Origin of the sequence: Cloacibacterium rupense (genome assembly GCF_014645495.1) — a bacterium.
Lineage (GTDB): Bacteria > Bacteroidota > Bacteroidia > Flavobacteriales > Weeksellaceae > Cloacibacterium > Cloacibacterium rupense.
In genome coordinates this window covers 85,756-111,531 of sequence record NZ_BMLV01000007.1, presented here as the reverse complement: position 1 = coordinate 111,531, position 25,776 = coordinate 85,756, and the positions used below count along the sequence as shown (strand labels likewise).

Genomic DNA, 25,776 nt, shown 5'->3' with positions numbered 1-25,776 from the left:
ATTGTTGAAAAAAAATGTTAAAAAAAACTTAATTATTTGCCGAAATAATTAAATTTGCCATGAGATTATATGTATAGAAATTATTTTAAACCATTAGCAGATAGATTGCTTGCTTTTATAGGAATAGTGGTGCTGAGTCCAATTTTAATTGGTGCAAGTATTGTTCTTTTTTTTAGCAATCGAGGAAAAGTCTTTTTTTTACAAGAAAGGCCAGGTAAAAATGGAAGAATTTTTAAAATCATCAAGTTCAGAACCATGAATGACGCTAGAGACCATCAGGGAATTCTCTTGTCTGATGAAGAGCGTACTACCACCATGGGCAAAATCATAAGAAGTTCTTCTATTGATGAATTACCTCAGTTGTTTAATGTGTTAATTGGCAATATGAGCCTTATAGGGCCAAGACCTTTACTCCCAGAATACTTAGAATTATATACCCCAAGACAACAAAAAAGACATCTAGTGAAACCTGGTATCACGGGTTGGGCACAAATCAATGGAAGAAATGCTGTTGAATGGGATAAAAAACTGGAATTTGATGTTTGGTATGTCGAAAATATCAATATCATACTTGACTTACAAATATTTTTCTTAACTTTCATCAAAGTATTTAAAATCGAAAATGTTCATGGAAAAGGAGTAGCCCATACTCCAAATATAGTTTTGGAAAATAATGAGTAGTCTTGTATTATATGGCGCCGGTGGTCATGCAAAAGTAATTTATGATATCATTCTTTCTAACAATTTATTGCTAGAATATCTTTTGGATGATAATCCCCCTTCTAGCTTTTTTCACCATTTAGAAGTTTTCAAGCCTGAGCATGATTTATTGAATCATAAAAAAGTGATTGTTGCAGTAGGAGATGCCAATGCCAGAGAAAAGATAGTTGCCAAAATTGAGAATCAATGTACTTTCGAAACATTGGTGCATCACAGTTCTTTTGTTTCTAGGTTCTCAGAATTGGGTGAAGGTACTGTGGTTATGCCACAGGTTTGCATCAATGCAGAAGTGAATATAGGGAAGCATTGCATCATCAATACTGCATGTGTGATAGAGCACGAATGCATCATTGAAGATTTTGTTCACCTTTCTCCTAGTGTTACCCTAGCTGGAAATATCACCATCAAAAAAAGAGCGCAAATAGGGATTGGTGCTAGAATAATTCCTGGTGTTACCATTGGTGAAGATGCGATTATTGGTGCTGGAACTGTAGTTATTAGAGATGTACCAGATGGAGCCACTGTTGTGGGAAATCCGGGTAAAATCATTAAAATCAAAGAGTAAATGTCTGATCAATCTAAAATATGGCTCTCATCCCCTCATATGAGTGGAAATGAAATGAAGTATGTACAACAAGCTTTCGATGGCAATTGGATTGCTCCATTGGGACCTAATGTAGATGGCTTTGAAAAAGATTTAGAAAAATTTTTAGGTCAAAATACCCACGTTGCAGCAGTCTCTTCGGGTACTGCCGCCATTCACCTTGCATTGGTGATGCTGGGGGTAGAAAAAGAAGATTTTGTCATTTGTCAGTCTCTTACTTTTTCGGCTTCGGCCAATCCTATCCTTTATGTAGGTGGTATTCCTATTTTCGTAGACAGCGAACCTGACACATGGAATATCTGCCCAAATGCCTTAGAAGATGCCATTAAATACTGCATTCAAAAAGGTAAAAAACCTAAAGCTATCATTACAGTGTGTCTTTACGGCATGCCATACAAAGTAGATGAAGTAAAGCAAGTAGCCGAAAAATATGGAGTGCCCATCATAGAAGATAGTGCCGAAGCATTGGGAAGTTCTTATAAAGGGCAAAAGTCAGGAACGTTTGGTGATATTTCAGTTCTGAGTTTTAACGGAAATAAAATCATTACTACATCTGGCGGTGGAGCATTGGTCTTGAAAGATGAAATTTATAAAAAGAAAGCAGTTTTCCTCTCTACTCAAGCTAAAGATGATGCGCCTCATTATCAGCATTCTATCATGGGGTACAACTATAGATTAAGTAACGTTTGTGCAGGAATTGGAAGAGGGCAGATGGAAGTTCTTGAGTTAAGAATACAACAAAGAAGAGAAAATCACACCTATTATAAAGAAATTTTTACTAAATTTGACAGCGCAAAATTGCTCACTGAGCCTAATGATGATTATTTTTCTAATCATTGGATCAATGCAGTAATTTTAAAACATGATGAAAAAACTGAAAGTTTAAGTGAAAAACTAAGAGACGCGTTTAAGCTAGAAAATATAGAATCAAGACCTCTATGGAAACCTATGCACCTACAGCCTCTTTTTGATAAAGCGCCGTATTTTGGTTCTAACTTTGCCGAAGATTTTTTCCATCATGGCTTATGTCTTCCTTCCGGTTCTAATCTCACTGAGAAAGACAAATCGAGAATAGAAAACGTAATAATTAATTTTTTTAAAAAAAACTAATAAAAACGCAAATAAATGTTTAGGGTAAACCGAGAAATGATTACCTCTGGAGATAATTATCTCAAGATTTCTAGTCTTAGATACTTGCCACGTTGGATGGTTTTATTGATGGATGTATCTATCCTTTTTATTTCTCTTTCTATTTCTTATTATATTCTTAGCAATATTACTACTTTACCTAGTGTACTTCCTGTTGTAGCTATGTATGCTATTGTGATTGGGATTACCGTAACTTTTATGTTGATTTTCAATACCTATTCTGGTATCATCAGGCATTCTTCCTTTGTAGATTTACAGAAAATATTTTGGTCTTTATTTTTAGCTATAGTGGTTATTCTTGGGGGTAAATATGCTATATTGTTGACCACCAAGATTAAAATATTCTACACGCCTCTTATCTTGTTGTATTTTGTAATTTCTTTTACTTTACTCTTGGTATTTAGAATTACCGTAAAACAAAGTTTTCTTTTTCTTAAAAAATTGAAGAAGTCTCAAGAAAAGAAAAGACTTTTAGTTCTTGGGATTTCTAATCATTCAGTAGCCATAGCAGGAGCGATTCTAGATAATGATAATTTACCTTATGAAATGAATGGTTTCTTAACCAAAAGAAATGATTCTAAATATGCTAGATTATTAGGCAAAAGAATCATTACGAGAGAGATGGTATTAAAAAAGACCAAAGAACAATTGGCTATCGATGGGGTGCTTTTACTCAGAGAATTGCTAGACAAAGACGAATTAGATGAGTGGGTGACTCTGCTTTTGGAAAAAGATATTGAAATTTTTCAAGCCCCAATTGTAGAAGAATTCAGCAACAATAGAATTGAAGCCAATATCCGAAACTTACAAATTGAAGACCTCTTAGAGAGAACTCCCATAAAAATTCAAAATGGCGAAATTATGAAAAGACATTTTGAAAAGGCAATATTGGTAACGGGTGGAGCTGGCTCTATAGGAAGTGAAATCGTAAGACAAGTAGCTCAGTTTAAACCTTCTCTTATTGTGGTTTTAGACCAAGCCGAAACTCCACTTTATGAAATTGAGATTGAGTTGAGAGAAAAGTTCCCAGATGTTAATTTCAAATTTATTTTAGCAGATATTTCTAACAATTTAAGACTAGAACCTATTTTTGAGAAATACAATTTCTCTATGGTCTATCACGCAGCTGCCTATAAGCATGTGCCTATGATAGAGCATAATCCTCATGAAGCGGTTTTGGTCAATGTTTTGGGAAGTAAAAATTTAGCGCTACTTGCTTCTAAATATAAGGTCAGTAGATTTGTAATGATATCTACCGACAAAGCGGTAAATCCTACCAATGTGATGGGCGCCTCTAAAAGGGTAGCCGAGCTTTTTGTGCAGTCTTTACAAGATATCGAAGGAAATACTACCAAATTTATTACCACCAGATTTGGTAATGTTTTAGGCTCTAATGGCTCAGTAATTCCTCATTTCAAAAGACAAATCCAAAATGGAGGACCAGTGACCATTACCCATCCAGATATTGTAAGATATTTTATGACCATTCCTGAGGCCTGTGAATTGGTTCTTCAGGCGGGCTCTATGGGGCAAGGGGGAGAAATTTATATGTTTGATATGGGAAAACCGATTAAGATTTTAGATTTAGCCCAAAAAATGATCAAACTTTCTGGTTTAGAAATCGATAAAGATATTAAAATTACCTTTACGGGTCTGAGACATGGAGAAAAACTCTATGAAGAGCTCTTAACTGATGGCTCCAAAACTTTGCCTACTCCTAATGAAAAAATTATGGTTTCTAAAGACCCTACTATGGAGTTTAATGAGATTAATACCCTTATTAAAAAAGTTATAAAAGCAGCCCTCAGAAGAGATAAAATAGAAGTCGTGATTTTTATGAAAAAAATAGTTCCCGAGTTCAAAAGCAATAATTCTATCTTTGAAAAGTTAGATAAATAATCATACTTAATTTTATATTTGTATCCATATTACATTCAATTTATATGTCAATGAAAAATTATATACCCCATTTTCTTATTATTTCTTTGTTTTTTGTTTTGTTTTCGTGTAAAACTCAACAAGATTTGAATTACATGAGAAATATTGAAGAAACGGCAATACAAGCAGCTACTCAAAACCAAAAAAACACCATTCAAGTGGGGGATCAGTTGGTCATTGTGATATCTGCTAAAGATATGGATGTGGTAAAACCATTTAACCAAAATTATTCTTCTTCAGAATTGGTGCAGCCCAATCTACCTGGAGGTAATACTGGAATGATGAGCACCCAGACCTCAGGCCCTATATACGTAGTAGATGATCATGGGGATATCGATTTTCCAGTGCTTGGTAAAATAAATACCATAGGAAAAACAACAACAGATGTTAAAGATATTTTAAGAGAAAAGCTATCTTATTATGTTATCAATCCATCCGTAAATATTAGACTTACCAATTTTAAAATTACTGTTTTGGGAGAAGTAAATAGGCAAGGGGATTATGTTATTCCCAATGGCAATGCAACTCTTTTTAATGCATTGGGATTGGCAGGTGACCTTACAATCTATGGTAAAAGAGATAATGTACTGGTGGTAAGAAACGAAGACGGAGTAATGACTAAACAAAGAATTGACCTTACTGATGCTAACTTTATCAATTCTCCTTATTATCACCTAAAACAAGGAGATGTAATATATGTTTCTTCTAATGAAACCAGACAAAAAACTTCTAGATTAGACCCTAATGCGGGTATTTATATTTCTGTTGCTTCTATAGTCGTTACAATTTTAGCATTAATTTTTAAAAATTAAAAATGAATAATAACAACAATCCAATCGAAGAAATCAATGTGAGTGAATTGATCAGACCCTATCTGAAACGATGGAAATGGTTTGTCGTAAGTGGTTTAATAGCGATAGTTGCTGCCTATTTTTTTCTTAAAACTCAAAACCCAATTTTTGAAACTTCTTCTACTGTACTCATCAAAGATTCTAAAAGATCTGGTGGAGGACAAGATTTTGAAATGCTAAGAGATTTATCAGGCCTTGGCAAAATGAATTCTGATGGGGTAGACAATGAAATAGAAGTCTTCAAATCTAAAAAATTAATAACCACTGTTATCAAAGATTTAGGATTAGAAACAGATATCCTTGTGCCTGGATTGTTTAGAGATACTGAGGTCTATGGAAGTTCATCTCCTATTGTTGTTAAAATTGTCAATGAAAAAAAGACTGACAAACCTGCGAAGCCTTTTCTCGTTCATATCAACGGGAATAACTTAAAATTGTCTTCAGATGAAATTCACCCTATCAATACACATTTCAATGAGTTGATTTCTTTGCCTAATGCCAATATTATTATTATAAAGAATAAAAATTATATCCCAAATCCTAAGATTAATATCAATGAACTTTTGATTAAAATTTCTTCTTTAGAAGATAAGACCAATAATTATCAAAATAGATTGAGCGCTTCTTTAGTCAACAAGGATGTAACGGTAATTAAATTGACTATGGAATATCCGAATGTGGATAAAGCCAAAAATATCATTAATCACTTGGTAGAAGTATACAATGCTGATGCCATTAATGACAAAAACCAAGAATCTAAAAAAACAGCTGAGTTTATAGAAGAAAGAATTGCTAATGTAGGGACCGATTTAGGGAATGTGGAAGCTAAAAAAGAACAATTTAAAAGAGCCAACCAAATTACAGATTTAGCTACTGAAGCTGAATTGGGATTGAAAACCTCTGCCGAAGCAAGAGCTAAACAACTAGAACTGGGTTCACAATTAGAATTGACAAACAGTTTAATCAGTTTTGTTGCTAAACAAGGAAACTACCAAGTTATTCCCAACAACATTGGCTTAGACAATCCTGGTGCAGTGGCTAATATAGCTTCTTACAATCAATTGATTTTAGAAAGAAACAGATTGCTAGAAAATGCTACCCCTCAAAACCCTTTGGTGGTAGACATCACCAAACAAATTAATAACTTGAGGCCTACTATTCTTCAAAATCTTCAAAAAAATAGAGAGGGACTACAATTAGCGGTTAGTAATTATACCAATGAACAGAATATAGTTTCTGGGAAGATTTCTAAAATACCATCCCAAGAAAAATTATTTAGAAGTATAGAAAGAGAACAACAAATTAAAGAAACTCTTTATCTTCTTTTGCTCCAAAAAAGAGAAGAAACACAAATTTCTTTGGCGGTTACTGCGCCCAAAGCTAGAATTATAGACAAAGCTTATAAAGGAAAACAAGTAGCTCCTAAAACTATAATTATTCTTTTAGTAGGATTTTTATTGGGACTTCTTTTACCATTTGCCATCATTTACTTCATTGAACTTTTTGATAATAAATTAAAATCTAAACACGATATCGAAAAATTGTCTCTTGGCAAGCCTGTAATAGGAGAAATTCCTCTTTTGGATAAAGGTGAAGATGATTTGGTGAAACAAAATGATAGATCTTCTCTTGCTGAAGCCTTTAGAATCTTAATCACCAATATGAATTTTATGGTGAAAAAGAAAAAAGGTAAAGTTGTCTTCGTAACTTCTACTGTTAAAGGGGAAGGTAAGACTTTTATAGCAGTCAACTTGGCTCTAACCCTCGCAAGTCCTTCGCGAAAAGTTTTACTGATAGGCGCAGACATTAGAAACCCTCAATTGCAGAGATACAATACGGAACGCAAAGGAGTGAAAGGATTGACAGAGTATCTGTATGAAGAAAAAATGGAAATTAATTCTATTGTTCATCAAAGCAATTTTAATGCTCATTTAGATGTTATCTATTCTGGTTCTATCCCTCCTAATCCTACCGACTTGTTATCTAATGGTAAGTTTGAAAGTCTCATTGAAACCTTTTCTCAAGAATATGATTATATTGTCTTAGATACCGCTCCATTAATGCTTGTCACAGACTCATTTTTAATATCGCATGTGGCAGACGTTACCCTTTATGTCACCCGCTCTAAGTATACTGAAAAATCACTCATCGATTTTGCGAATAAGGCGATTGATGCTCAGAAAATAAAAAATGTTGCTTTTGTTTTAAACGATGTAGACAAAGATTATTTCGGGTATGGTAATAAATATGGGTACGGTTATGGTGTGGACAATAGAAATTTTTTCCAAAAATTAATGGATAGATTTTTATAATTAAAACTTAAAAATTATGGCAAAAGTAGCTTTAATAATAGGGATTCAGGTCAAGACAGATAACTTCTATTAGAAAAGAATATATGAGCCAAGGAATTAAAAGAAGAGCATCTTCTTTCAATAATCAGAGGATTGATCACTTATATTCGGATTAGCATAAAAAACATGTGAATTTTAAATTGCATTATTGTGATGTTATAGATTTGATAGGTGATAAAAAAGAGATAAAAAATACATAAATATTGGTTGAAATAACCATTAAAGATTTATCTATTCTTATCTAAAAAATTATAAATTATAAAGGCACTATTTCTTTCGACTCTTCAAAACCTGATGTGATGATGAAAAAGTCAATAGATTCTTCTAAATTAAATAATCTTGGATGGAAACATTCTATGAAAATTTAAGAAGGTGTAAAAAAAATTTTTGAATGGTATGTCAATGAATAAATTCATACAATATAAGAGTAAGATTTTTTTTTTGGATAAGACACTAAGAAAAAATTTTTCATATTTGTTTATATTACAAATTGCCAATTATGTTATCCCATTGATTATAATTCCATATCTAGGAAATGTTTTAGGGGCTGAAAATTTTGGTAAAATAGTTTTTGCTCAGGCATTTGTCGGGTATTTTTTATTATTTACTGATTTTGGATTTAATGTTTCGGCTACAAAGGATATTGCAGATTGTTTAGGGGATAAACATAAAATTAGTGAATTTTTCTGGAATACCTTTATCGCTAAGGGTTTATTAATGTTTATAAGCCTTCTTTTTTTTGTAGTAATTCTTCTTTTTTTTGATAGATTTAAGGAAGACAAAATTTTATTTTTAATAAGTTTTATAAATGTTTTTTCATCTTTACTTTTTCCAGTTTGGTTATTTCAAGGTATGGAAAAGATGAAATTAATTACAATTATAAATACACTCCCCAAAATATTGATGATTTTTTTTATTTTTTATTTTGTAAAAGATGCATCTGATTATAGAATAGCGTTGTTAATTCAAGTTTTAGTAAATCTTTCTTCTGCAATACTCAGCTTATTTTTTGTTTTTTTTCAAAAACTTGTTTATTTAAATACTCCAACAGTCAAGGGAGTCTACAATCAAATAATTAAAAGTAGTCATATATTTTTATCAAGCCTATCTAGTAATTTATATACGACTACTAATACTGTAATCTTGGGGCTGGTTATCAATAATAATGCTGTCGGAATTTATTCTGCAGCAGACAAGTTAGTAAGAGCAATAGTAGGTTTGTTGTCATCTATTACTCAAGTGATTTTTCCTAGAATTAATATTTATTATCATGAATCTAAACAAAAATGTGTTAATTTCATAAAAAAAATTATCATAATAGTTGCTGTAATTTCAGTAATTTTAGGTTTAGGTATTTATTCTTTTTCAGAATTTATTATGAAAATAATGTTTAAGAATGGAGATTTTACTCAATCTGCTGCAGTTCTTCGTTATTGTTCAGCTTTACCCTTTTTTGCGGTTATTAATGGTCTAATTGCTGTCAATATCTTTATAACTTTTGGTTTAAAAAAAGAACTTTTAAAAATTGTTTTTATGGGATGTATTTTTAGTTTAATATTAATATATCCGCTTGTTTTCTTTTTTAAAGAAATTGGTCCCGCAATATGTTCTACTATCACTGAAATTTTCATAATGATTTTATTTTTAAAAGTCATCAAAACTAAAAATGTATTTTATGAAAAGAAGTAATAATGATTTTTTAATTTTATTAACTTGTTGTGTAAATCCTAAAGATATGGTTTATACAAAAATTAATGATCCAAAAATTAGAATTGAACAATATTATAAAGCTTTTGATTATTATTTATTTTGCACACCATATAAAATTTTAATTGTTGAGAATACATTATTTGATATAGATACAAAATATAAACAAAACGAAAGAATAGAATATTTAACTTTTGATGGTAATAATTTTGATAAATCTTTAGGAAAAGGCTATGGTGAGGCATTAATTATCAAATATGCTATAGAAAATTCTAATTATATCAAAGAAAATAAAAACATTAATATTATTAAAATAACTGGTAGATTAATTGTTCTAAATATTAATAAACACATACAACAGTTTAATGATAAGTATAGACAAAATCAAGTCTTAATAGATACTAATTTAAGATTTGATATTGTATATTCTTATTTTTTTATTGCAAATTTTTATTTTTTCACGAAATATTTTCTAAAAAATAAAGAAATGATTAATGATTCTCTAAAAATTTATTTTGAGCATGTTTTATTGTTATCTGTGAAAGAATATATTGATCAGGGAAATTTCTATGACTTTTTTAAGAGGCCAATAATAATAGATGGAGTTTCTGGCTCGACAGGAGAAAAATACACTGATGGGAGTCAATTTAAATTGATAGCAAGGCATTTCTTAAAAAGGTTCTTATTAAAATTTAAAAATAATAAACCTGTACGTTAGTTTATAAGTGAAACAAAGAAAATTTTAAATGGATTATAAAACAGTTTGTACATCCGTAATTAGCAATAAATTTTATATATTTGTTAAAAATCAAATTCTTGTGAAGAATTTATTCAGTTTTACTGCACATTTTGGGACAGAAGAAGATTGCAGAAACCACTTTAAAACAGAAATAGATAAGCAGGGAGTTTTTTGCGAATGTGAGAGCGAAGAACATTTTTGGATGAAGAGTATTTGGCAACATGAATGCAAAAAATGCAGAAGCAGAACCTCTCTTAGAAGTGGGATTATTATGCAGAATTCAAATTTGCCCTTTTTAATATGGTACAAGACAATGTTTTTGATGAGTGTAAGGAAGAAAGGATTTTTAGCTAAAGAAATACAAAATCAATTAGGCTTGAAGAGGTATGAACCAGTTTGTGGAATGGTTTATAAACTTCGTAAAGCGATGGGAAACCGTGATGCAAGATATACCTTGGAAGGAATGATAGAGTTTGATGAATTCTATTTCACAGTTGAACCCAGCGAAATAGAAAAAGAAAAAGGTTTCCGGGGAAAAGGAACGGTTGGAAAGCAAAATGTGGCAATCATGGTGGAATCAACACCTTTAGAAGATACAGATATTGTAAAAAAAGAAAAGCAAATTCGTTTCTTTAAAGCCAAAGTTTTAGATGTATATAATGGAGAATTGATCAGCAAAGCTATCAAAGAGTTGATTGATAATCAGAGTATTGTTTTTACAGATAGAACTATTTCTTATGTTGATATTGCAGACTTTGTAGAACTGCATATTATGGAAAAAAGTTCTAAAGAAACTACACAAGAAACTTTAAAATGGGTTCACATTGCAATTAGTAATGCTAAAAGAAATTTGCTTGGTAATTATCACAGAATTAAAAGAAAGTATCTTCAATTTTATCTTAATGAATTCATTTACAAACTAAACCGAAGATACTTAGGAGACAAACTATTTGAAAGGCTTGTTATTGCCAATATTACAGGATTATGATTAAAAACGGGTATTCAAATAAAACAGTTTTAATTTTTGATTTAAGTATAGATGGGCATCATCTAGAGTACATCCATCATCTTTATATTGAAGCATTGAAAAAAAGAGAGATTAATTTTCATTTTGTAGTCAATTCAAATTTCACAAAAGTCAATCATTTATTTGAATGGCCAAAAGCGGAAAATATTAATATATATTTTTTTCAAAATACAGATTTACCAGAAACTAATAATGCATTTCTAAAATGCTATTATAAAAATAAGTTACTTAAAAAATTTGTTAAAAAGACTAATGCAGATAAGTTAATTTTAATTTCTTTGATGGAATTTATGCCATTATTGCCGTTGTTTTTTATTAATAGTAAAGTGAAAATTTCAGGTATTATCTATTTGATTTATTTATATCGATATAAATTTTCAATTTTATTTCAAAAAATCTCAGACATTTCAAAATATTTAATGTTTTCATTTTTTAGTTCGTTTGAAAAATTATATATCCTCAATGATGAGGTTTCACCAAGAATATTAAATAAAAAATTTCATACAAGCAAATTTATATTTCTTCCTGACCCCTATATACCTTTGGATAATCATGTTCAATTGGAGCCTGTCAGAGAACAATATGGTATAAAAACTCCCTTTATATATCTACATTTTGGTGCTTTAGAAGATAGAAAAGGGACAATTGAAATTTTAGATGCTATTCATAGAACGCCATCAGAAAAAATTGAAAAAATCACTTTTGTTTTTCTTGGAAAAATAGGGAAATCTATAAAAAAAGATTTTATGGAGTTGCTCAATAAAATAGAAAGCCAAAAAAAAAATGTTATTGTAAAAGATCAATTTTGTTCTTATAATCTTATTTTATCATTTTGTAATGAATCAACTATTGTTTTAATGCCATATAAAGATCAAAACCAAAGTAGTGGGGTTTTAAATTATGCTTCTTTGTTTGGAATACCTGTTCTAGCAATCAATAATGGGCTAATTTGCAAAATTGTAAAAAGATATCGATTAGGTTATTTGATTGATGCTTGTAAACCAAATCTTCTGGCTGATTTTTTCAATCATATTTCGCCAGAAGAAATTATTAAAAATAGTTCTAAGCAAAACGTTAAATTATTTTTAAACAATCATACTATTGAAAAATTCTCAAAAACTATTTTATAATTGAAATGGAATACCACTATTCAATATTAGATTATTTTCCTTATGCAATTATTTTTATTTTAGTTTGTATTATGGAATTGAGTGCTTTTACATCTAAGTTTAAGAGTAGATTTATTTATTATGTATTATTATTGTTTACTGTTTTAAGATATAATGTGGGTTGGGATTATGAAATGTATAAAAATGCTATATTCTATAGAGATTTTGAAAGATTTGAACCTTTAAGTAAATTAATATTTAGTATATGTAGTATTTTTAATTTCTATCCATTAGTGTTTTTTGTTTTTGGTCTTTTGATTTTATATTTTACAAAAATTTCGATTGAAAAATATTCATCAAATTATGTAGTCTCTTGGGCGGTTTTTATCGCTTTTCCATTCTTTTTTTTAGCATCATTATCAACCTTGCGTCAATCTTTAACCAATGCTTTAATTTTATACTCATTTCATTTTGCTTTCCAAAAAAAGATTTATCCATTTATTGTAATCATTTTGATGTCTTCTTTGATACATAGTTCTGGTATATTTGGTTTTTTTCTCTATCCTATTGTTAATATTAAAATTAAAAGAAATATTTTATTTATTATTACAGTAATTTCATTTTTTATATCACCAATAATAGAAAATATAATCAAGCCATTACTTTTGAATTATGAATTTACACAACTCAATTTCTATTTGCAAAATAATGTCACTGAGAAGTCTACAATTCTTCAGTATATTGTTTACGCTGTTTCTTTTTTTAACTTAATTTTTTATAATAAACTAAATTCAATCGATGATAAAGCTAAAATTTTTATCAAATTATCAAGTTTTGGACTTATAGCATATAACATTTTATCTTTTGAGCCAAACAGTGCTTTTAGAATTGGAGCTTTCTTTTTCTCTTTTTGGTTTTATCTTTTTCCATTATATAGTAAAATTATCTCTTATAAGATTGAAAGATTCGTTAATTTTAATCTAGTTTTAATTTTATTTGTAATGTTTTTTTTATATTTAAATATTTTAGTTAGCGCTTATTTAAACGGGATTTTAGAAAAAGTTGGTTTATTACCCTATGATTTTTGGTTTAATAATTTATGATTAGATTATGAAAGGATATGTAGATAAAATATTTATAACAAATTTGCCAGCTTTTTATAAGATAAATTTATTTAACAAAATTGCTGAAAAAGAGAGAATAATTGTGATTTTTACTGGTAATACTGGTGAACTTAGAAATGCTGATTTTTTTAAAGAAGAATTAATCAAATTTGAGTTTTTTAATTTAAAAAATAGGTCAGTTTTATATAATTTTTTTTTTATTTTAAAACTTTTTTTTGATAACAACTTTTCTCAACTAATATTGGGAGGATGGGATGAGAGTATAATGTATTTTGCTAGCATTATAAGTAGAAAGAAAAAAAATGCTCTTATTGTAGAATCAAGTGTTCACGAGTCTAAGACAACTGGAATAAAAGGTGTTGTAAAAAAAATATTTCTTAATAGAATATCTAAAGCTTATGTGCCAGGAATTTCAAATATAGAATTATTAAAAAAATTAAATTTTGAAGGACAAATTATAAAAACAAAAGGGGTTGGTTTATTTAATATCATGGATCAACCAGCTTATGAAGAAAGAGACAAAGTTTTGAATTTTTTATATGTAGGAAGGCTTTCTAAAGAAAAAAATTTACCACTTTTGATAGAAACTTTTTCGTATTTACCCCATTTAAATTTAAATATTGTTGGGTTTGGTCCTGAAGAAAATTATTTAAAATCAATAGCATCACCAAATGTGAAATTTCATGGTGCGGTAGATAATTTAAAACTTTATAAATTCTATAGGATGTATGATGTTTTTATTTTGCCTTCTTTATCTGAAACTTGGGGATTGGTAGTAGAAGAAGCGCTTAATAACGGGATGCCAGTTATAGTTAGCAATAGAGTAGGTTGTGCTGAAGAAATTATAAAAAATAATGAAAATGGTTTAATTTTTAGTTTAGAAGAAGAGGATGGTCTTAGAAAAAGTATCAAAGAAATTTCAAATATTAGGTTTTATAACAAATTAAGAAAAACTGTTTCAGAAATCGATTTTCAGAAAATTTCTCAAGATCAGGTAAACGCTTTTTTAAGTTATTAAATCATGTTTTATTTTTGAATATAAACTAATTTTAAAATATAGTAAATAATAAAAAAAGTGCTAATGTTAAATCAGGTTTTTAATAATTATTTTAACCATTTGAAAGTATTTTTAAATGGTATGTTTTAGTTTATGAAAAAAAAAATAATAGCAGTTGGAACAACTACTCAAAATAATACATTAGTAAATGGACAGTCAATGATGTTTCAGCTTATTGTTGATAGTTTACAGAAAAGGGGCATCGAGATTATAATTATTGATTACGGATTATCAATATATAAAGACTTTAAAGATAAAAGAATTTCAGGTAATTTTAGCTTTATAAAGCTATTAGATAATTTTTTTCTTACATTTAAATATATTGGTGCACTTGTTGCAAACCCAGGGGCTAAAATTTATATAAATACAGCACAATCAAAAGTTGGTTTTATTAGAAATTCTATTTTTATTTATTTAGGAAAGCTTTTTAATAGAAAAGTTGTAGGACATCAATTTGGAGCAAATTATGAAAATTTTTATAATTCACAGCCTAGATGGTTTAAGAAAATAATAAAAAAAACATTAGATAAAACAGATGTATTTATTGTAGAGGGGGATTATACAAAAAATCAAATGTCTTTTGTTAAAAATTACCAAGAACATGTTGTAAGTATTCCAAATGGATTACCAGAAAAAATTGATGTTAGCAAAATATTACCTAAGAAAATTAATGAAAATGATGAAATTCGTTTATTATATCTGAGTAATTTAATAGAATCAAAAGGATATTGGGATGTTTTAGAAGCTGTGAAAATTCTTAATAGTCAATACAATATAAAACTTAAAGCAATATTTGCGGGCAAGTTTTTGGGAGATGTTGATGATACTATTGCTCAAAATGCTAATGAAGCCAAAAAGCTCTTTTTTTTAAAACTAAATGAATATGGTCTTCAAGATATCGTAGAATATTATGAAGGACTTTATTCAGTAAAGAAAGCAGAAGCTTTTATGCATTCACACTTTTTTATTTTACCAAGTTATTATTGTAATGAAGGACAACCAGTATCAGTCCTTGAAGCAATAGCTTATGGTTGTGTACCGATTGTTACAGAATATAGACTCATTCCTTTAATGGTAAATAAGAAAAACGGATTTTTTGTGCCTAAAAAATCTCCCAATGAAATAGCAAATAAAATATTCTGGTGCATAGAAAATACTGAGGAGTATAACAAGAAATCAAAAAACGGCATTGATTTTTTTAATAGTAATTTTACAGCAGAATTATATATTGATAAGATTTTTAATCTTATTAATTAGCAAAATAAATAAGCATGAAAATCTCCATTATCACAGTATGTTATAACAGTGGAAAAACTATAGAAGATACATTCAAATCTGTTCAATCTCAGTCTTATAAAGATATTGAGTATATAGTTATTGACGGTGGATCAAAAGATAATACATTACAATTAATCAATCAATACAAAGAGATTATAGATTATACAGTTTCTGAAAAAGACAAAGGGTTGTATGATGCAATGAACAAAGGAATAGAAAAAGCAACAGGTGATGTAATAGGTTTTTTAAATTCTGATGATTTGTTTTGTGATGATAAAGCAGTTGAAAAGGTAATGAATATTTTTAATGAAAATCCAAAACTAGATTCGGTTTATGCAGATTTATATTATGTAGACCAAAATAATGCTGATAAAATTGTTAGAAAATGGATTACAAGTAAACAAAAAAAATTCAAATATGGATGGCATCCCGCTCATCCTACATTTTATATAAAAAAAGAGGTTTACAATCAATTTGGTGGCTTTGATTTAAAGTTTAAATTAGCTTCTGATTTTGAAATAATGCTAAGGTTTTTAGAAAAATATAAAATTTCTACGTTATATCTTCCTCAGCCTTTGATCAAAATGAGATTGGGCGGAGAAACAAATAAAAGTTTGGGTAATATTTTCAAACAAAATAAAGAATGTATAGAAGCTTTTAAAGATAATGATTTGAGAGTAAATACTGTTTTATATCCTTTTTTTAGAATAATTCCAAAATTTTTTCAGTATTTAAAATAGTAAAATATGAGTATACTCTTCACTGGTTCCAATGGTTTTTTAGGGAAAAATGTGATTCCTCATTTGTCTAAAGATGATAAACTATATTCTTTAGATTTGTATAATGCAAATTTTAACTGTAATCTATCTAATCAAATTCCTGATTTTAAAGATGTTGAATTTAATGTGGTCTTTCACGCAGCGGGCAAAGCACACACTATCCCTAAAAATCTTGAAGAGGAAAAACTATTCTTTGATATTAATGAAAATGGAACTAAAAATCTATGTCTGGCACTAGAGAAAAACAAAGTACCAGATACATTCATTTTTATTAGTACTGTAGCGGTTTATGGATTATCAGTTGGAGAAAATATAAGTGAAAACTTTCCTTTACATGGAGAAACTCCCTACGCTAAAAGTAAAATTAATGCTGAGTTTTTTTTAAAAAATTGGTGCGAAAAAAATAATGTGAAACTCGTCATTCTTAGACCATCTCTTATTTCAGGGGAAAACCCTCCAGGAAATTTAGGTGATATGATTAATGGTATAAAATCAGGTAAATATCTTAATATTGGAAAAGGGAATGCCAAAAAGAGCGTTTTTTTTGTAAATGATTTTGCGTATATTATAAATAATGTTTCTAGAATAAGTGCTGGTGTATATAATGTTTGTGATTCTCATCACCCCACTTTTTTAGAATTATCAGAGAAAATTTCTAATCTTTTAGGGAAATCTAAACCTATATCAATCCCATTTTTTGTTGCTAAATTATTGGCTTTTATTGGAGATTTTTTAGGGGATAAAGCACCAATAAACACTCTTAAACTATCTAAAATTACAAAATCACTTACATTTTCTAATGATAAAATAAGAAAAGAATTAGAATGGGAACCTTCAGACGTCTTAAATAATTTCAAATTTTAGTTATGCATTATATTCTTGTAGCTTTAATCTTTTTCTTCTTACTGCATATTTATTTCAAAATAGCTGATAGATATAATATTATTGATAAGCCCAATCATAGAAGTGCTCATACAGAAATTACTCTGCGTGGTGGTGGAATTGTTTTTCCAATTGCTTTCTTACTTTTTTTAGGAAGCCAAATAATCCAACATAATCCAATAACAAATTCACAAAACTATTTGATTTTTGGAATTGGTTTATTAATCCTTTGCACCATTAGTTTTATTGATGATATTCTAGATTTGTCCACTAAGAGCAGACTGTTTTTTCATTTTATTTCTGTCTCTTTTTTATTATACTTTATTAATGTTTTTCAATGGCTTCCTATTTGGGCAATCCCCATTTTATTTCTTTTCATTATAGGTATTCTCAATGCTTATAATTTTATGGACGGAATTAATGGGATGACGGGATTGTATAGCTTAATTACTTTAGGTTCATTACTTTACATTAATCAGCAAATTGTCGTATTTACGGATGATCAATTTATAATTTATCCCATTATAGCAAGTTTGGTTTTTCTTTTTTTTAATTTTAGAAAAAAAGCAAAATGTTTTATGGGAGATGTAGGAAGCATGGGAATTGCTTTTTGGTTGCTTGCTTTATTAGGTCTTTTGATATTAAAAACTCAAGATATTAAATATATACTTTTTCTTACTATTTATGGGGTAGATGTAATGTTCACCATCTTAGAAAGATTGAAATTAAAAGAAAACATTTTCGAAGCTCACCGAAGACATTTGTACCAACTTTTTTCAAACGAAAAAAAAGTGTCTCATTTAATCATTAGCTCAGTCTATGCTTTTATCCAATTAGCAATCAATTTGTTTGTCATTTCATCAAATTTTCAGAAATTCATTATATTTGCTCTTATTATTTTTCCTGTATCACTAATTTATATTCTGACAAAAAACTATATTAAAAATACTATACCACTAAAATGAAAATCATAGAAACCTCTCTCAAAGACTGTTATCTTATAGAACCTACCATCTTCGAAGATGAAAGAGGATATTTCTATGAGAAATTCAATGAAAAAAAGTTTCATGAACTCACAGGTCTTGACACTCATTTTGTGCAAGACAACGTCTCTAAATCTTCTTATGGAGTTCTTAGAGGTCTACACTTACAAAAAGGTGAACATGCACAAGCCAAGTTGGTATCTTGTGCTGAAGGCAAAGTTTTTGATGTGGCGGTTGACCTTAGACCAGATTCATCTACCTTTGGGAAATGGTTTGGAGTAGAACTTTCAGATGAAAATAAATTACAACTTTTTATCCCTAGAGGCTTTGCACATGGCTTTTCTGTGCTAAGTCCTACCGCTATTTTTACTTATAAATGTGACAATTACTACAATAAAGAGTCTGAATCTGGCGTTATATGGAACGATAAAGACTTAGATATCGACTGGAAATTGCCGCTCTCAGATATTATTCTTTCTGAAAAAGATCAATTACTTAATACTATGAATCAAAATTTTTTATAATATGGAACATGATGTAAGACCTTGGGGTGAATATTGGGTGCTAGAAGACGCAGAAACCCACAAGGTAAAAAGAATTCTAGTAAATCCTGGACAAAGACTATCTCTGCAATACCACCACAAAAGAGCAGAAGTTTGGACCATAGTACAAGGCGTAGGCACTATTACCATTGATGAGGATATCAGAGAATATTCTGCAGGTCAAGTTGCCCAAATTCCTCTAGGAGCTCATCACAGAATTGAAAATAAAACCAATGAACCTGTTGTTTTTATAGAAGTTCAGCACGGTACTTACTTCGGCGAAGATGATATCGTAAGAGTAGAAGATGATTATGATAGAAAGTAGTATTCATCTGTCTTATCAATTTAAAATCAATGCAAACCGCATTGATTTTTTTATACCATAAAATCGTTATCGTGTTCTCACTCCACCCATAATTCAAATAAAAACTAATCACCCCAAAACTCCAACTCGTATCTCTTATCTCGTATCTCTTATCATGAAACGCCACCTTCTTCCTCCATATCAAAAATATAGCTGATGTATGGCTGATGTATAGCTGATGTATGGTTGATGTATGGTTGATGTATGAATAATGTATTAAATAATCACTCAAAATTCCTCCAATTTTCACTTATTTTTTATTTCATAAATTTGCAAACTTGTAATTGTTTTTATTGCAAGTTCAATTTTATTTATACCTTATATGAGAACAAAATCTGTAGGAAAGAAAAAAATAAACATCGTCACCCTTGGTTGTTCTAAGAATATCTATGATTCTGAAGTGCTTATGGGCCAACTAAAAGCCAATGGAAAAGAGGTGGTACACGAACAACACGGCGATATTGTAGTCATTAATACCTGCGGTTTTATAGACAATGCCAAAGAAGAGTCCATCAATACCATCCTCGATTATGTAGAGCTCAAAAATAGAGGTGAGGTTGAAAAAGTATTCGTTACGGGATGTCTATCAGAAAGATATAAACCTGATTTGGTAAGAGAAATCCCTGATGTAGACCAATATTTCGGTACCAGAGATTTACCAATCCTTCTGAAGCATCTTGGCGCTGACTACAAGCATGAATTGGTAGGAGAAAGATTAACTACCACTCCTAAACATTACGCCTATCTCAAAATAGCAGAAGGTTGTGATAGACCTTGTTCTTTCTGTGCCATTCCTCTTATGAGAGGAGGTAACGTTTCTACGCCAATAGAAAACCTTGTGATAGAAGCTCAAAAACTTGCTAAAAATGGGGTAAAAGAACTTATCCTTATCGCTCAAGATTTAACCTATTACGGCCTTGATTTATACAAAAAGAGAGCGCTAGGTGACTTGCTCAGAGAATTGGTAAAAGTAGAAGGCATAGAATGGATTAGATTGCATTATGCGTTCCCAACAGGTTTCCCTGAAGATGTTTTAGACTTAATCAAACAAGAACCGAAAATCTGTAATTATATCGATATTCCGCTTCAGCATATCAATTCTGATATCCTTAAAGCCATGAAACGTGGTACTACCCACGAGAAAACCAATGCTTTATTGGCGAAATTCAGAGAGAAAGTACCTGATATGGCCATTAGAACCACACTTATCGTTGGTTTCCCTGGCGAAACGGAAGAGAAATTCCAAGAAATGAAAAATTGGGTGAAAGAACAACGTTTTGATAGATTGGGTTGCTTCACTTATTCTCACGAAGAAAATACTACTGCTTATTTACTTGAAGATGATGTGCCTGAAGAAGTAAAACAAGCTAGAGTAGAGGAAATTATGGAGCTTCAATCTCAGATTTCTTGGGAAAAAAATCAAGAAAAAATAGGGAAGACCTTCAAATGTATTTTTGATAGAAAAGAAGGAAACTATTTCGTAGGCAGAACAGAATATGATTCGCCAGATGTAGATAATACGGTTTTGGTGCCTGCAGAAAATACCTATATCTCTGTTGGTGAATTTGTAGATGTAAAAATTACCTCGGCAGAAGAATATGATTTAATAGGAGAATTGGCTTAAAAATAAGAGTATTAAAATATTAATATATGAAGAAACTTTTTTTATTTTTCATGGTTATTTTTTCTGTTTTAGGAATATTTTCTTTCAAGAACGATGCAGAACTAAAAACAGGTGTGGCTTCTTGCTACCACGATAAATTCCACGGAAGAAGAACTGCAAGTGGTGAAATTTATGATAAGAATAAATTTACTACTGCTCACAGATCATTACCATTTGGGACTTTGGTTATGGTAAGAAACATCAAAACAGGAGACAGTGTCGTGGTGAAAGTAAATGATAGAGGTCCTTTCCATAAGACCAGAACCTTTGATCTCTCTAAAGCTGCTTTTATGAAAATTGGAGACCTTAGAACAGGACCTATTCCTGTAGAATATGAAATTTTGGATAAAGAAAATCCTCAAAATTAATTACAGAAAGAATACTCAGTGTAAGAAATTTTTAATCTTTAGATAAAAAACAAATAAAAAAATCGGTGAAAACTTCACCGATTTTTTTGTTATTCTATCTTGCCATAATTCTTTTTACCGCTTCTATTACCGCGAAAGAATCAATTTTGTACTTATGCATCAATTCTGCTGGTGTACCACTTTCCCCGAAAGTATCTTGTACCGCTACAAATTCTTGAGGAGTTGGTCTTTTTCTGGCGAGCATTCCTGCAACAGATTCCCCTAAACCACCCAAATAATTGTGCTCTTCCGCAGTCACAATTTTACCTGTTTTTTCTACAGATTTTAGGATGATTTCATCATCTAAAGGTTTGATGGTGTGTATGTTAATTACTTCACAAGAGATGCCTTCTTTTTCTAATTCTTCGGCAGCTAAAAGGGATTCCCAAACCAAATGTCCTGTTGCTACAATGGTTACATCTGTACCTTCTTGAAGTAAAATTCCTTTTCCTATTTCAAAAGGCATATCTTCAGGAATGAAAACTGGCACTACAGGTCTTCCGAATCTTAGGTAAACTGGTCCTTCATATTCTGCGGCTGCTAATGTAGCTTGTCTTGTTTGGTTATAATCACAAGGGTTGATGACTACCATTCCTGGCAACATTTTCATTTGGCCAATGTCTTCTAAAACTTGGTGAGTAGCACCATCTTCTCCTAAAGTTAAACCAGCATGCGAAGCAGCGATTTTCACGTTTTTATTAGAATAAGCAATAGACTGACGAACTTGGTCTAGCACTCTAGAAGTAGCAAAGTTGGCAAATGTACCCGCAAAAGGAATTTTACCAGCTGTTGCTAGACCTGCAGCAATCCCCATCATATTGGCTTCTGCAATCCCAGTTTGTACAAATCTTTCAGGAGCTTTTTCTATGAATTTCTCCATTTTAAGAGAACCGATTAAGTCTGCACAAAGTGCCATTACATTTGGGTTTTTATCAGCTAATTCAGCTAATCCGGCTCCGAAGCCGCTTCTTGTATCTTTTTTATCTAGAACTTGAAATTTCATTTTTTTTAGGATTTAGAAAATTAATAATCTGCTACTTCATCTAATGTTAACTGCGCTAATGCACTTTCTAGTTGAGCATCACTAGGAGCTTTACCGTGCCAAGCGTGAGTTCCCATCATAAAATCTACACCATTACCCATTTCTGTATGTAGCATAATAGCTACTGGTTTTCCGTTTCCAGTTTTTGATTTTGCAAATTCTAGTGCTGCAATTACAGCTTCTAGGTCGTTGCCATTTTTTTCTTCGATAACATCCCACCCAAAAGCTTCTAGTTTGGAGTGAAGATCTCCTAATGAAAGTACGTGTTCTGTGCTTCCGTCTATTTGTTGACCATTATAATCTATCGTAGCAATTAAGTTGTCTACTTTTTTTGCGGCAGCAAACATCAAGGCTTCCCAGATTTGTCCTTCTTGTAATTCTCCGTCACCATGAAGGGTATATACCAATGATTGGTCACCATCTAATTTTTTAGCCAAAGCGGTACCAATACCTACCGATAAACCTTGACCAAGAGAGCCAGAACTCATTCTGATGCCTTCTAAATGTTCGTGAGTGGTAGGATGTCCTTGTAATCTAGAATTTAGTTTTCTAAAAGTAGAAAGTTCTTCTACAGGGAAATATCCTACTCTAGCCAAAGTACTGTAAAATACTGGGGAAATGTGACCATTTGAAAGATAGAATACATCTTCTCCTTTACCTTCCATAGAAAAAGGGAGTTTGTAATTCATAACTTTACCATAAAGTGCTGTGAAGTATTCTACACAACCAAGACTTCCACCAGGATGCCCAGAGTTTACGGCATGAACCATTCTTAAAATGTCTCTTCTAATTTGCGTGGTGAGTGATTTTAACTCTTCAATTGATTTACTCATTGATATAGATTTATTCGTGGTGCAAAAATATAATTTTTATATGGGATTTTATAGTTTTAAGTCTTTAATATTTAGTGTTTTTTGTGTTTTATCAAAATAAAAAATCCAATCGAGTTTCTCAATTGGATTTTAGAATATTTTTCAAAATCTATTTTTTATCTTTCACCAGCCAAAGCCCAAAGAAAGTTAGCAATCCATTGAGAATAATCAATTCTACCCCGATTTTATAGTCGGTGAAATTGGTTACCAAATAATTGATGAGGTAAGTAACTATTGGTGCTAAAAGTGTAACAATAAGGATTGAATATTTTTTAGAAATATGGTATTTTGTGAAAATTCCGAAAGCAAACAAACCAAGAAGTGGCCCATAAGTATAACCAGCAATTTCCATAATGAGATAGACGATAGATTTATCATTGATGGCCTTAAAAATCATAATTAAAACAAAGAAAATAACTGTAAAAACCAAGTGGATTCTCATTCTTAGCGATTTTTTTTGTTTTTCGGTTCTGGTTTGGTCATCGTTTAGGTTTAATAAATCTACACAGTACGAACTGGTAACTGCTGTTAGAGCGCCATCTGCCGAAGGGAAAAGTGCAGAAATTAATCCGATGATAAAAATAATCGATATAAAAAACGGGAAATATCCTTGCAAAGAAAGCGCCGGAAATAAATCATCTCCCATGATGTTTTTAACGCTTCCAGCAGTGTCTTTAAAGCCGAAAACATTGGTAATGCTTTCTTTTCCGTTCACTACATCAACTAATTGAGCATATTCTGCACCGTTTTGCATGGCAAAAAGATAAAGTAAACCTCCTAAAAATAGAAATGCTAAATTCACCACCAACAATGTTCCTGCAAAAGTGAGCATATTCTTTTTGGAATTTTTCAGATTGTCTACAGAAATATTTTTTTGCATCATTTCTTGGTCTAAACCCGTCATGGCAATGGTGATGAACATTCCGCCCAAAATGGTTTTTAAGAAAAATGTTTTAGAATTAATATCGGTATTAATGAAATGGGTATAGTTTTTACTCGCCAAAATATCAAAAGCTTCTGGTGCAGAAAGATTTAGATTTGATAAAATATAAACAATACAACCTACCAAACTGATAATCATAAACGAGGTTTGTAGTGTATCTGTAATGACAATGGTTTTTACACCACCTTCGAAGGTGTAAAGCAATACCATTAAAAGTATCACCAAAGCAGTTAACCAAAACGGAACGCCCAATCCTTCTAATAGGAAAATTTGTAAAACATTGACCACCAAATACAATCTTGCAGTAGCGCCAATTGCTCTAGAAATAATGAAGAAAAGTGAACCTATTTTATGCGCTTCTACATTGAACCTTTTTCCTAAATAGGTATAAATAGAAGTGAGATTCATTTTGTAATAGAGCGGAAGCAAAATTCCTGCAACGATAAAATAGCCAATGAAAAAACCAATAACCATCATATAGTACTCGAAACCACCAAAAGGATAGTTACCGGCGGTCATTTTTCCTACAGTTCCGGGAACGGAAATAAATGTAACACCACTTAAGCTGGTGCCAATCATCCCGAAAGCTACCAACCACCATTTACTTTTTTTGTTCCCGATAAAAAAAGATTGATTGTCAGAATTTCTACTGGTAAAATAAGAAATAACGAGAAGTCCTATGAAATATACAAATACGAAAATAAGCAACACCTTTGCTGAATCCATTCTTCTTAAAATTTAAGTTTCACAAACATAATGAAAAATCATCAGTTTAGTAGAAATTAGAAAATCAAAATTTGAAATTTTAAAAAAATTATAGAGTCAAAACCTTCCAAGCTTCTTCTATTTTACTTTGAAGAAGAAATTGTTGAGCTTCTAGGTGTTTACTTTCTTCAGAATAGAAACTTCCCGCAGGTAAAACTTCTACATTGGCTAGCATTCCTAGGTCGTTTCCTGTAAAAATTTTACTGTTTTTAATTTCTGTAGGAAGTTGGTCATAGCCAATTCCTTTGTTTTGTAGGGGTTTCGGAACTTCAAAAAGAGTTTCTTCGGAAGTTTTCCCGTACCAATTGGCGCCCAATCTAGAAACTAAATTCAGTTTTTTTTGGTCTAAATTACCGTTTTCATCCAAAAATTGTTCTTGGATATGTATTTTCAATACTTCACAAATTACTAAATTTCCTGCACCTGCTTCAGTTCCTAATGTCTTAATTTCGAGAACTTTGCATTCAAAATTTACGGGTGATTCTGCAATAAGTGGTGGTTTTACCAAATCGGCAGGTTTCATTGTTAGACCAGATTTTACAAATTCATTCACGCCTTTTTCATATTCTGTACTAGAAAGTGATACTTGTTGCACCATATCAAAATTCACATTACCAATAACCACTTCGGGTATTTCTAGTACATTTTCTAGCGTATGTTTTATGGTGTTGCCTCTTACTCTTCGAGATGGTGAAAATATCAAAATAGGAGGATTGGTACTGAACATGTTGAAGAAACTAAACGGCGAAACGTTTACATTTCCGTCTTTATCAATGGTAGAAGCTAATGCAATAGGTCTTGGTGCAACAGAATGTTGTAAAACACTTTGCAATTCAAAAGGAGTGATATCTTTTGGTAATATTTGTTTCATCTTTAAATT

General features: G+C 30.7%; 24 protein-coding genes. 20 read left to right on the top strand and 4 right to left on the bottom strand.

What is annotated here, in order from left to right; all coding sequences use genetic code 11:
• Nucleotides 1-69 precede the first annotated feature (69 nt).
• The 20 genes from IEW40_RS13645 (at nt 70) to IEW40_RS13550 (ending at nt 21,235) form a co-directional block, all read left to right on the top strand.
• Entirely contained in the window at nt 70-681 is a 612-nt protein-coding gene (locus IEW40_RS13645; RefSeq protein WP_188618672.1) for a sugar transferase, read from the top strand.
• Nucleotides 674-1,285, top strand: a complete 612-nt coding sequence (locus IEW40_RS13640; RefSeq protein WP_188618671.1) for an acetyltransferase — start codon at nt 674-676, stop codon at nt 1,283-1,285. Before IEW40_RS13645 ends, IEW40_RS13640 begins: the two co-directional genes overlap by 8 nt.
• Nucleotides 1,286-2,434: a DegT/DnrJ/EryC1/StrS family aminotransferase gene (locus tag IEW40_RS13635; protein ID WP_188618670.1), complete on the top strand. Its 1,149-nt coding sequence runs from the start codon at nt 1,286-1,288 to the stop codon at nt 2,432-2,434.
• Nucleotides 2,435-2,449: 15 nt separating this feature from the next.
• Entirely contained in the window at nt 2,450-4,372 is a 1,923-nt protein-coding gene (locus tag IEW40_RS13630; protein WP_188618669.1) for a polysaccharide biosynthesis protein, read from the top strand.
• 134 nt (nt 4,373-4,506) lie between these two features.
• A complete protein-coding gene (locus IEW40_RS13625; protein WP_308421306.1) occupies nt 4,507-5,223 on the top strand; it encodes a polysaccharide biosynthesis/export family protein in 717 nt (238 codons plus the stop codon).
• Between the two features lie 2 nt (nt 5,224-5,225).
• Nucleotides 5,226-7,574, top strand: a complete 2,349-nt coding sequence (locus IEW40_RS13620; RefSeq protein ID WP_188618667.1) for a GumC family protein — start codon at nt 5,226-5,228, stop codon at nt 7,572-7,574.
• 441 nt (nt 7,575-8,015) lie between these two features.
• Nucleotides 8,016-9,302 carry a flippase gene (locus tag IEW40_RS13615; protein WP_188618666.1) on the top strand — a complete coding sequence of 429 codons (1,287 nt, stop codon included), beginning with the start codon at nt 8,016-8,018 and terminating at the stop codon, nt 9,300-9,302.
• Entirely contained in the window at nt 9,289-10,038 is a 750-nt protein-coding gene (locus tag IEW40_RS13610) for a hypothetical protein (RefSeq protein ID WP_188618665.1), read from the top strand. Before IEW40_RS13615 ends, IEW40_RS13610 begins: the two co-directional genes overlap by 14 nt.
• A gap of 100 nt (nt 10,039-10,138) precedes the next feature.
• The gene (locus IEW40_RS13605) at nt 10,139-11,047 is read left to right on the top strand and encodes an IS1595 family transposase (protein ID WP_188618701.1); all 909 of its coding nucleotides are present in this window, start codon (nt 10,139-10,141) and stop codon (nt 11,045-11,047) included.
• On the top strand, nt 11,044-12,216 hold the full coding sequence (locus tag IEW40_RS13600) for a glycosyltransferase (protein ID WP_188618664.1): 1,173 nt from the start codon (nt 11,044-11,046) through the stop codon (nt 12,214-12,216). The genes IEW40_RS13605 and IEW40_RS13600 overlap by 4 nt, the downstream gene beginning before the upstream one ends.
• Before the next feature lie 5 nt (nt 12,217-12,221).
• Nucleotides 12,222-13,298: an EpsG family protein gene (locus IEW40_RS13595; RefSeq protein ID WP_188618663.1), complete on the top strand. Its 1,077-nt coding sequence runs from the start codon at nt 12,222-12,224 to the stop codon at nt 13,296-13,298.
• A 7-nt stretch (nt 13,299-13,305) separates the two neighbouring features.
• Entirely contained in the window at nt 13,306-14,337 is a 1,032-nt protein-coding gene (locus IEW40_RS13590) for a glycosyltransferase (RefSeq protein ID WP_188618662.1), read from the top strand.
• 132 nt (nt 14,338-14,469) lie between these two features.
• The gene (locus IEW40_RS13585; protein ID WP_188618661.1) at nt 14,470-15,633 is read left to right on the top strand and encodes a glycosyltransferase family 4 protein; all 1,164 of its coding nucleotides are present in this window, start codon (nt 14,470-14,472) and stop codon (nt 15,631-15,633) included.
• A gap of 14 nt (nt 15,634-15,647) precedes the next feature.
• Entirely contained in the window at nt 15,648-16,394 is a 747-nt protein-coding gene (locus IEW40_RS13580) for a glycosyltransferase family 2 protein (protein WP_188618660.1), read from the top strand.
• Between the two features lie 6 nt (nt 16,395-16,400).
• The gene (locus IEW40_RS13575) at nt 16,401-17,297 is read left to right on the top strand and encodes an NAD-dependent epimerase/dehydratase family protein (protein WP_188618659.1); all 897 of its coding nucleotides are present in this window, start codon (nt 16,401-16,403) and stop codon (nt 17,295-17,297) included.
• A 2-nt stretch (nt 17,298-17,299) separates the two neighbouring features.
• Nucleotides 17,300-18,280, top strand: coding sequence for an MraY family glycosyltransferase (locus tag IEW40_RS13570; protein ID WP_188618658.1), 981 nt, complete (start codon nt 17,300-17,302; stop codon nt 18,278-18,280).
• Nucleotides 18,277-18,822, top strand: a complete 546-nt coding sequence (gene rfbC, locus IEW40_RS13565) for a dTDP-4-dehydrorhamnose 3,5-epimerase (RefSeq protein ID WP_188618657.1) — start codon at nt 18,277-18,279, stop codon at nt 18,820-18,822. Before IEW40_RS13570 ends, rfbC begins: the two co-directional genes overlap by 4 nt.
• Before the next feature lies 1 nt (nt 18,823).
• Nucleotides 18,824-19,165 carry a phosphomannose isomerase type II C-terminal cupin domain gene (locus tag IEW40_RS13560; RefSeq protein WP_188618656.1) on the top strand — a complete coding sequence of 114 codons (342 nt, stop codon included), beginning with the start codon at nt 18,824-18,826 and terminating at the stop codon, nt 19,163-19,165.
• Between the two features lie 361 nt (nt 19,166-19,526).
• Complete coding sequence (rimO, locus tag IEW40_RS13555) at nt 19,527-20,828, top strand: 30S ribosomal protein S12 methylthiotransferase RimO (RefSeq protein ID WP_188618655.1); 1,302 nt, start codon at nt 19,527-19,529, stop codon at nt 20,826-20,828.
• 26 nt (nt 20,829-20,854) lie between these two features.
• A complete protein-coding gene (locus IEW40_RS13550) occupies nt 20,855-21,235 on the top strand; it encodes a septal ring lytic transglycosylase RlpA family protein (protein WP_188618654.1) in 381 nt (126 codons plus the stop codon).
• A gap of 94 nt (nt 21,236-21,329) precedes the next feature.
• Here IEW40_RS13550 and IEW40_RS13545 read toward each other — a convergent pair whose 3' ends face one another.
• From IEW40_RS13545 to IEW40_RS13530, 4 genes are all read right to left on the bottom strand, one after another.
• Complete coding sequence (locus tag IEW40_RS13545) at nt 21,330-22,277, bottom strand: transketolase family protein (RefSeq protein ID WP_188618653.1); 948 nt, start codon at nt 22,275-22,277, stop codon at nt 21,330-21,332.
• 20 nt (nt 22,278-22,297) lie between these two features.
• Entirely contained in the window at nt 22,298-23,149 is an 852-nt protein-coding gene (locus IEW40_RS13540; protein ID WP_188618652.1) for a transketolase, read from the bottom strand.
• 148 nt (nt 23,150-23,297) lie between these two features.
• Nucleotides 23,298-24,857 (bottom strand): sodium:solute symporter, encoded by a 1,560-nt coding sequence (locus IEW40_RS13535; RefSeq protein WP_188618651.1) that lies wholly within the window; start codon nt 24,855-24,857, stop codon nt 23,298-23,300.
• 88 nt (nt 24,858-24,945) lie between these two features.
• Nucleotides 24,946-25,767: a flavin reductase family protein gene (locus tag IEW40_RS13530; RefSeq protein WP_188618650.1), complete on the bottom strand. Its 822-nt coding sequence runs from the start codon at nt 25,765-25,767 to the stop codon at nt 24,946-24,948.
• Between the last annotated feature and the right edge of the window lie 9 nt (nt 25,768-25,776).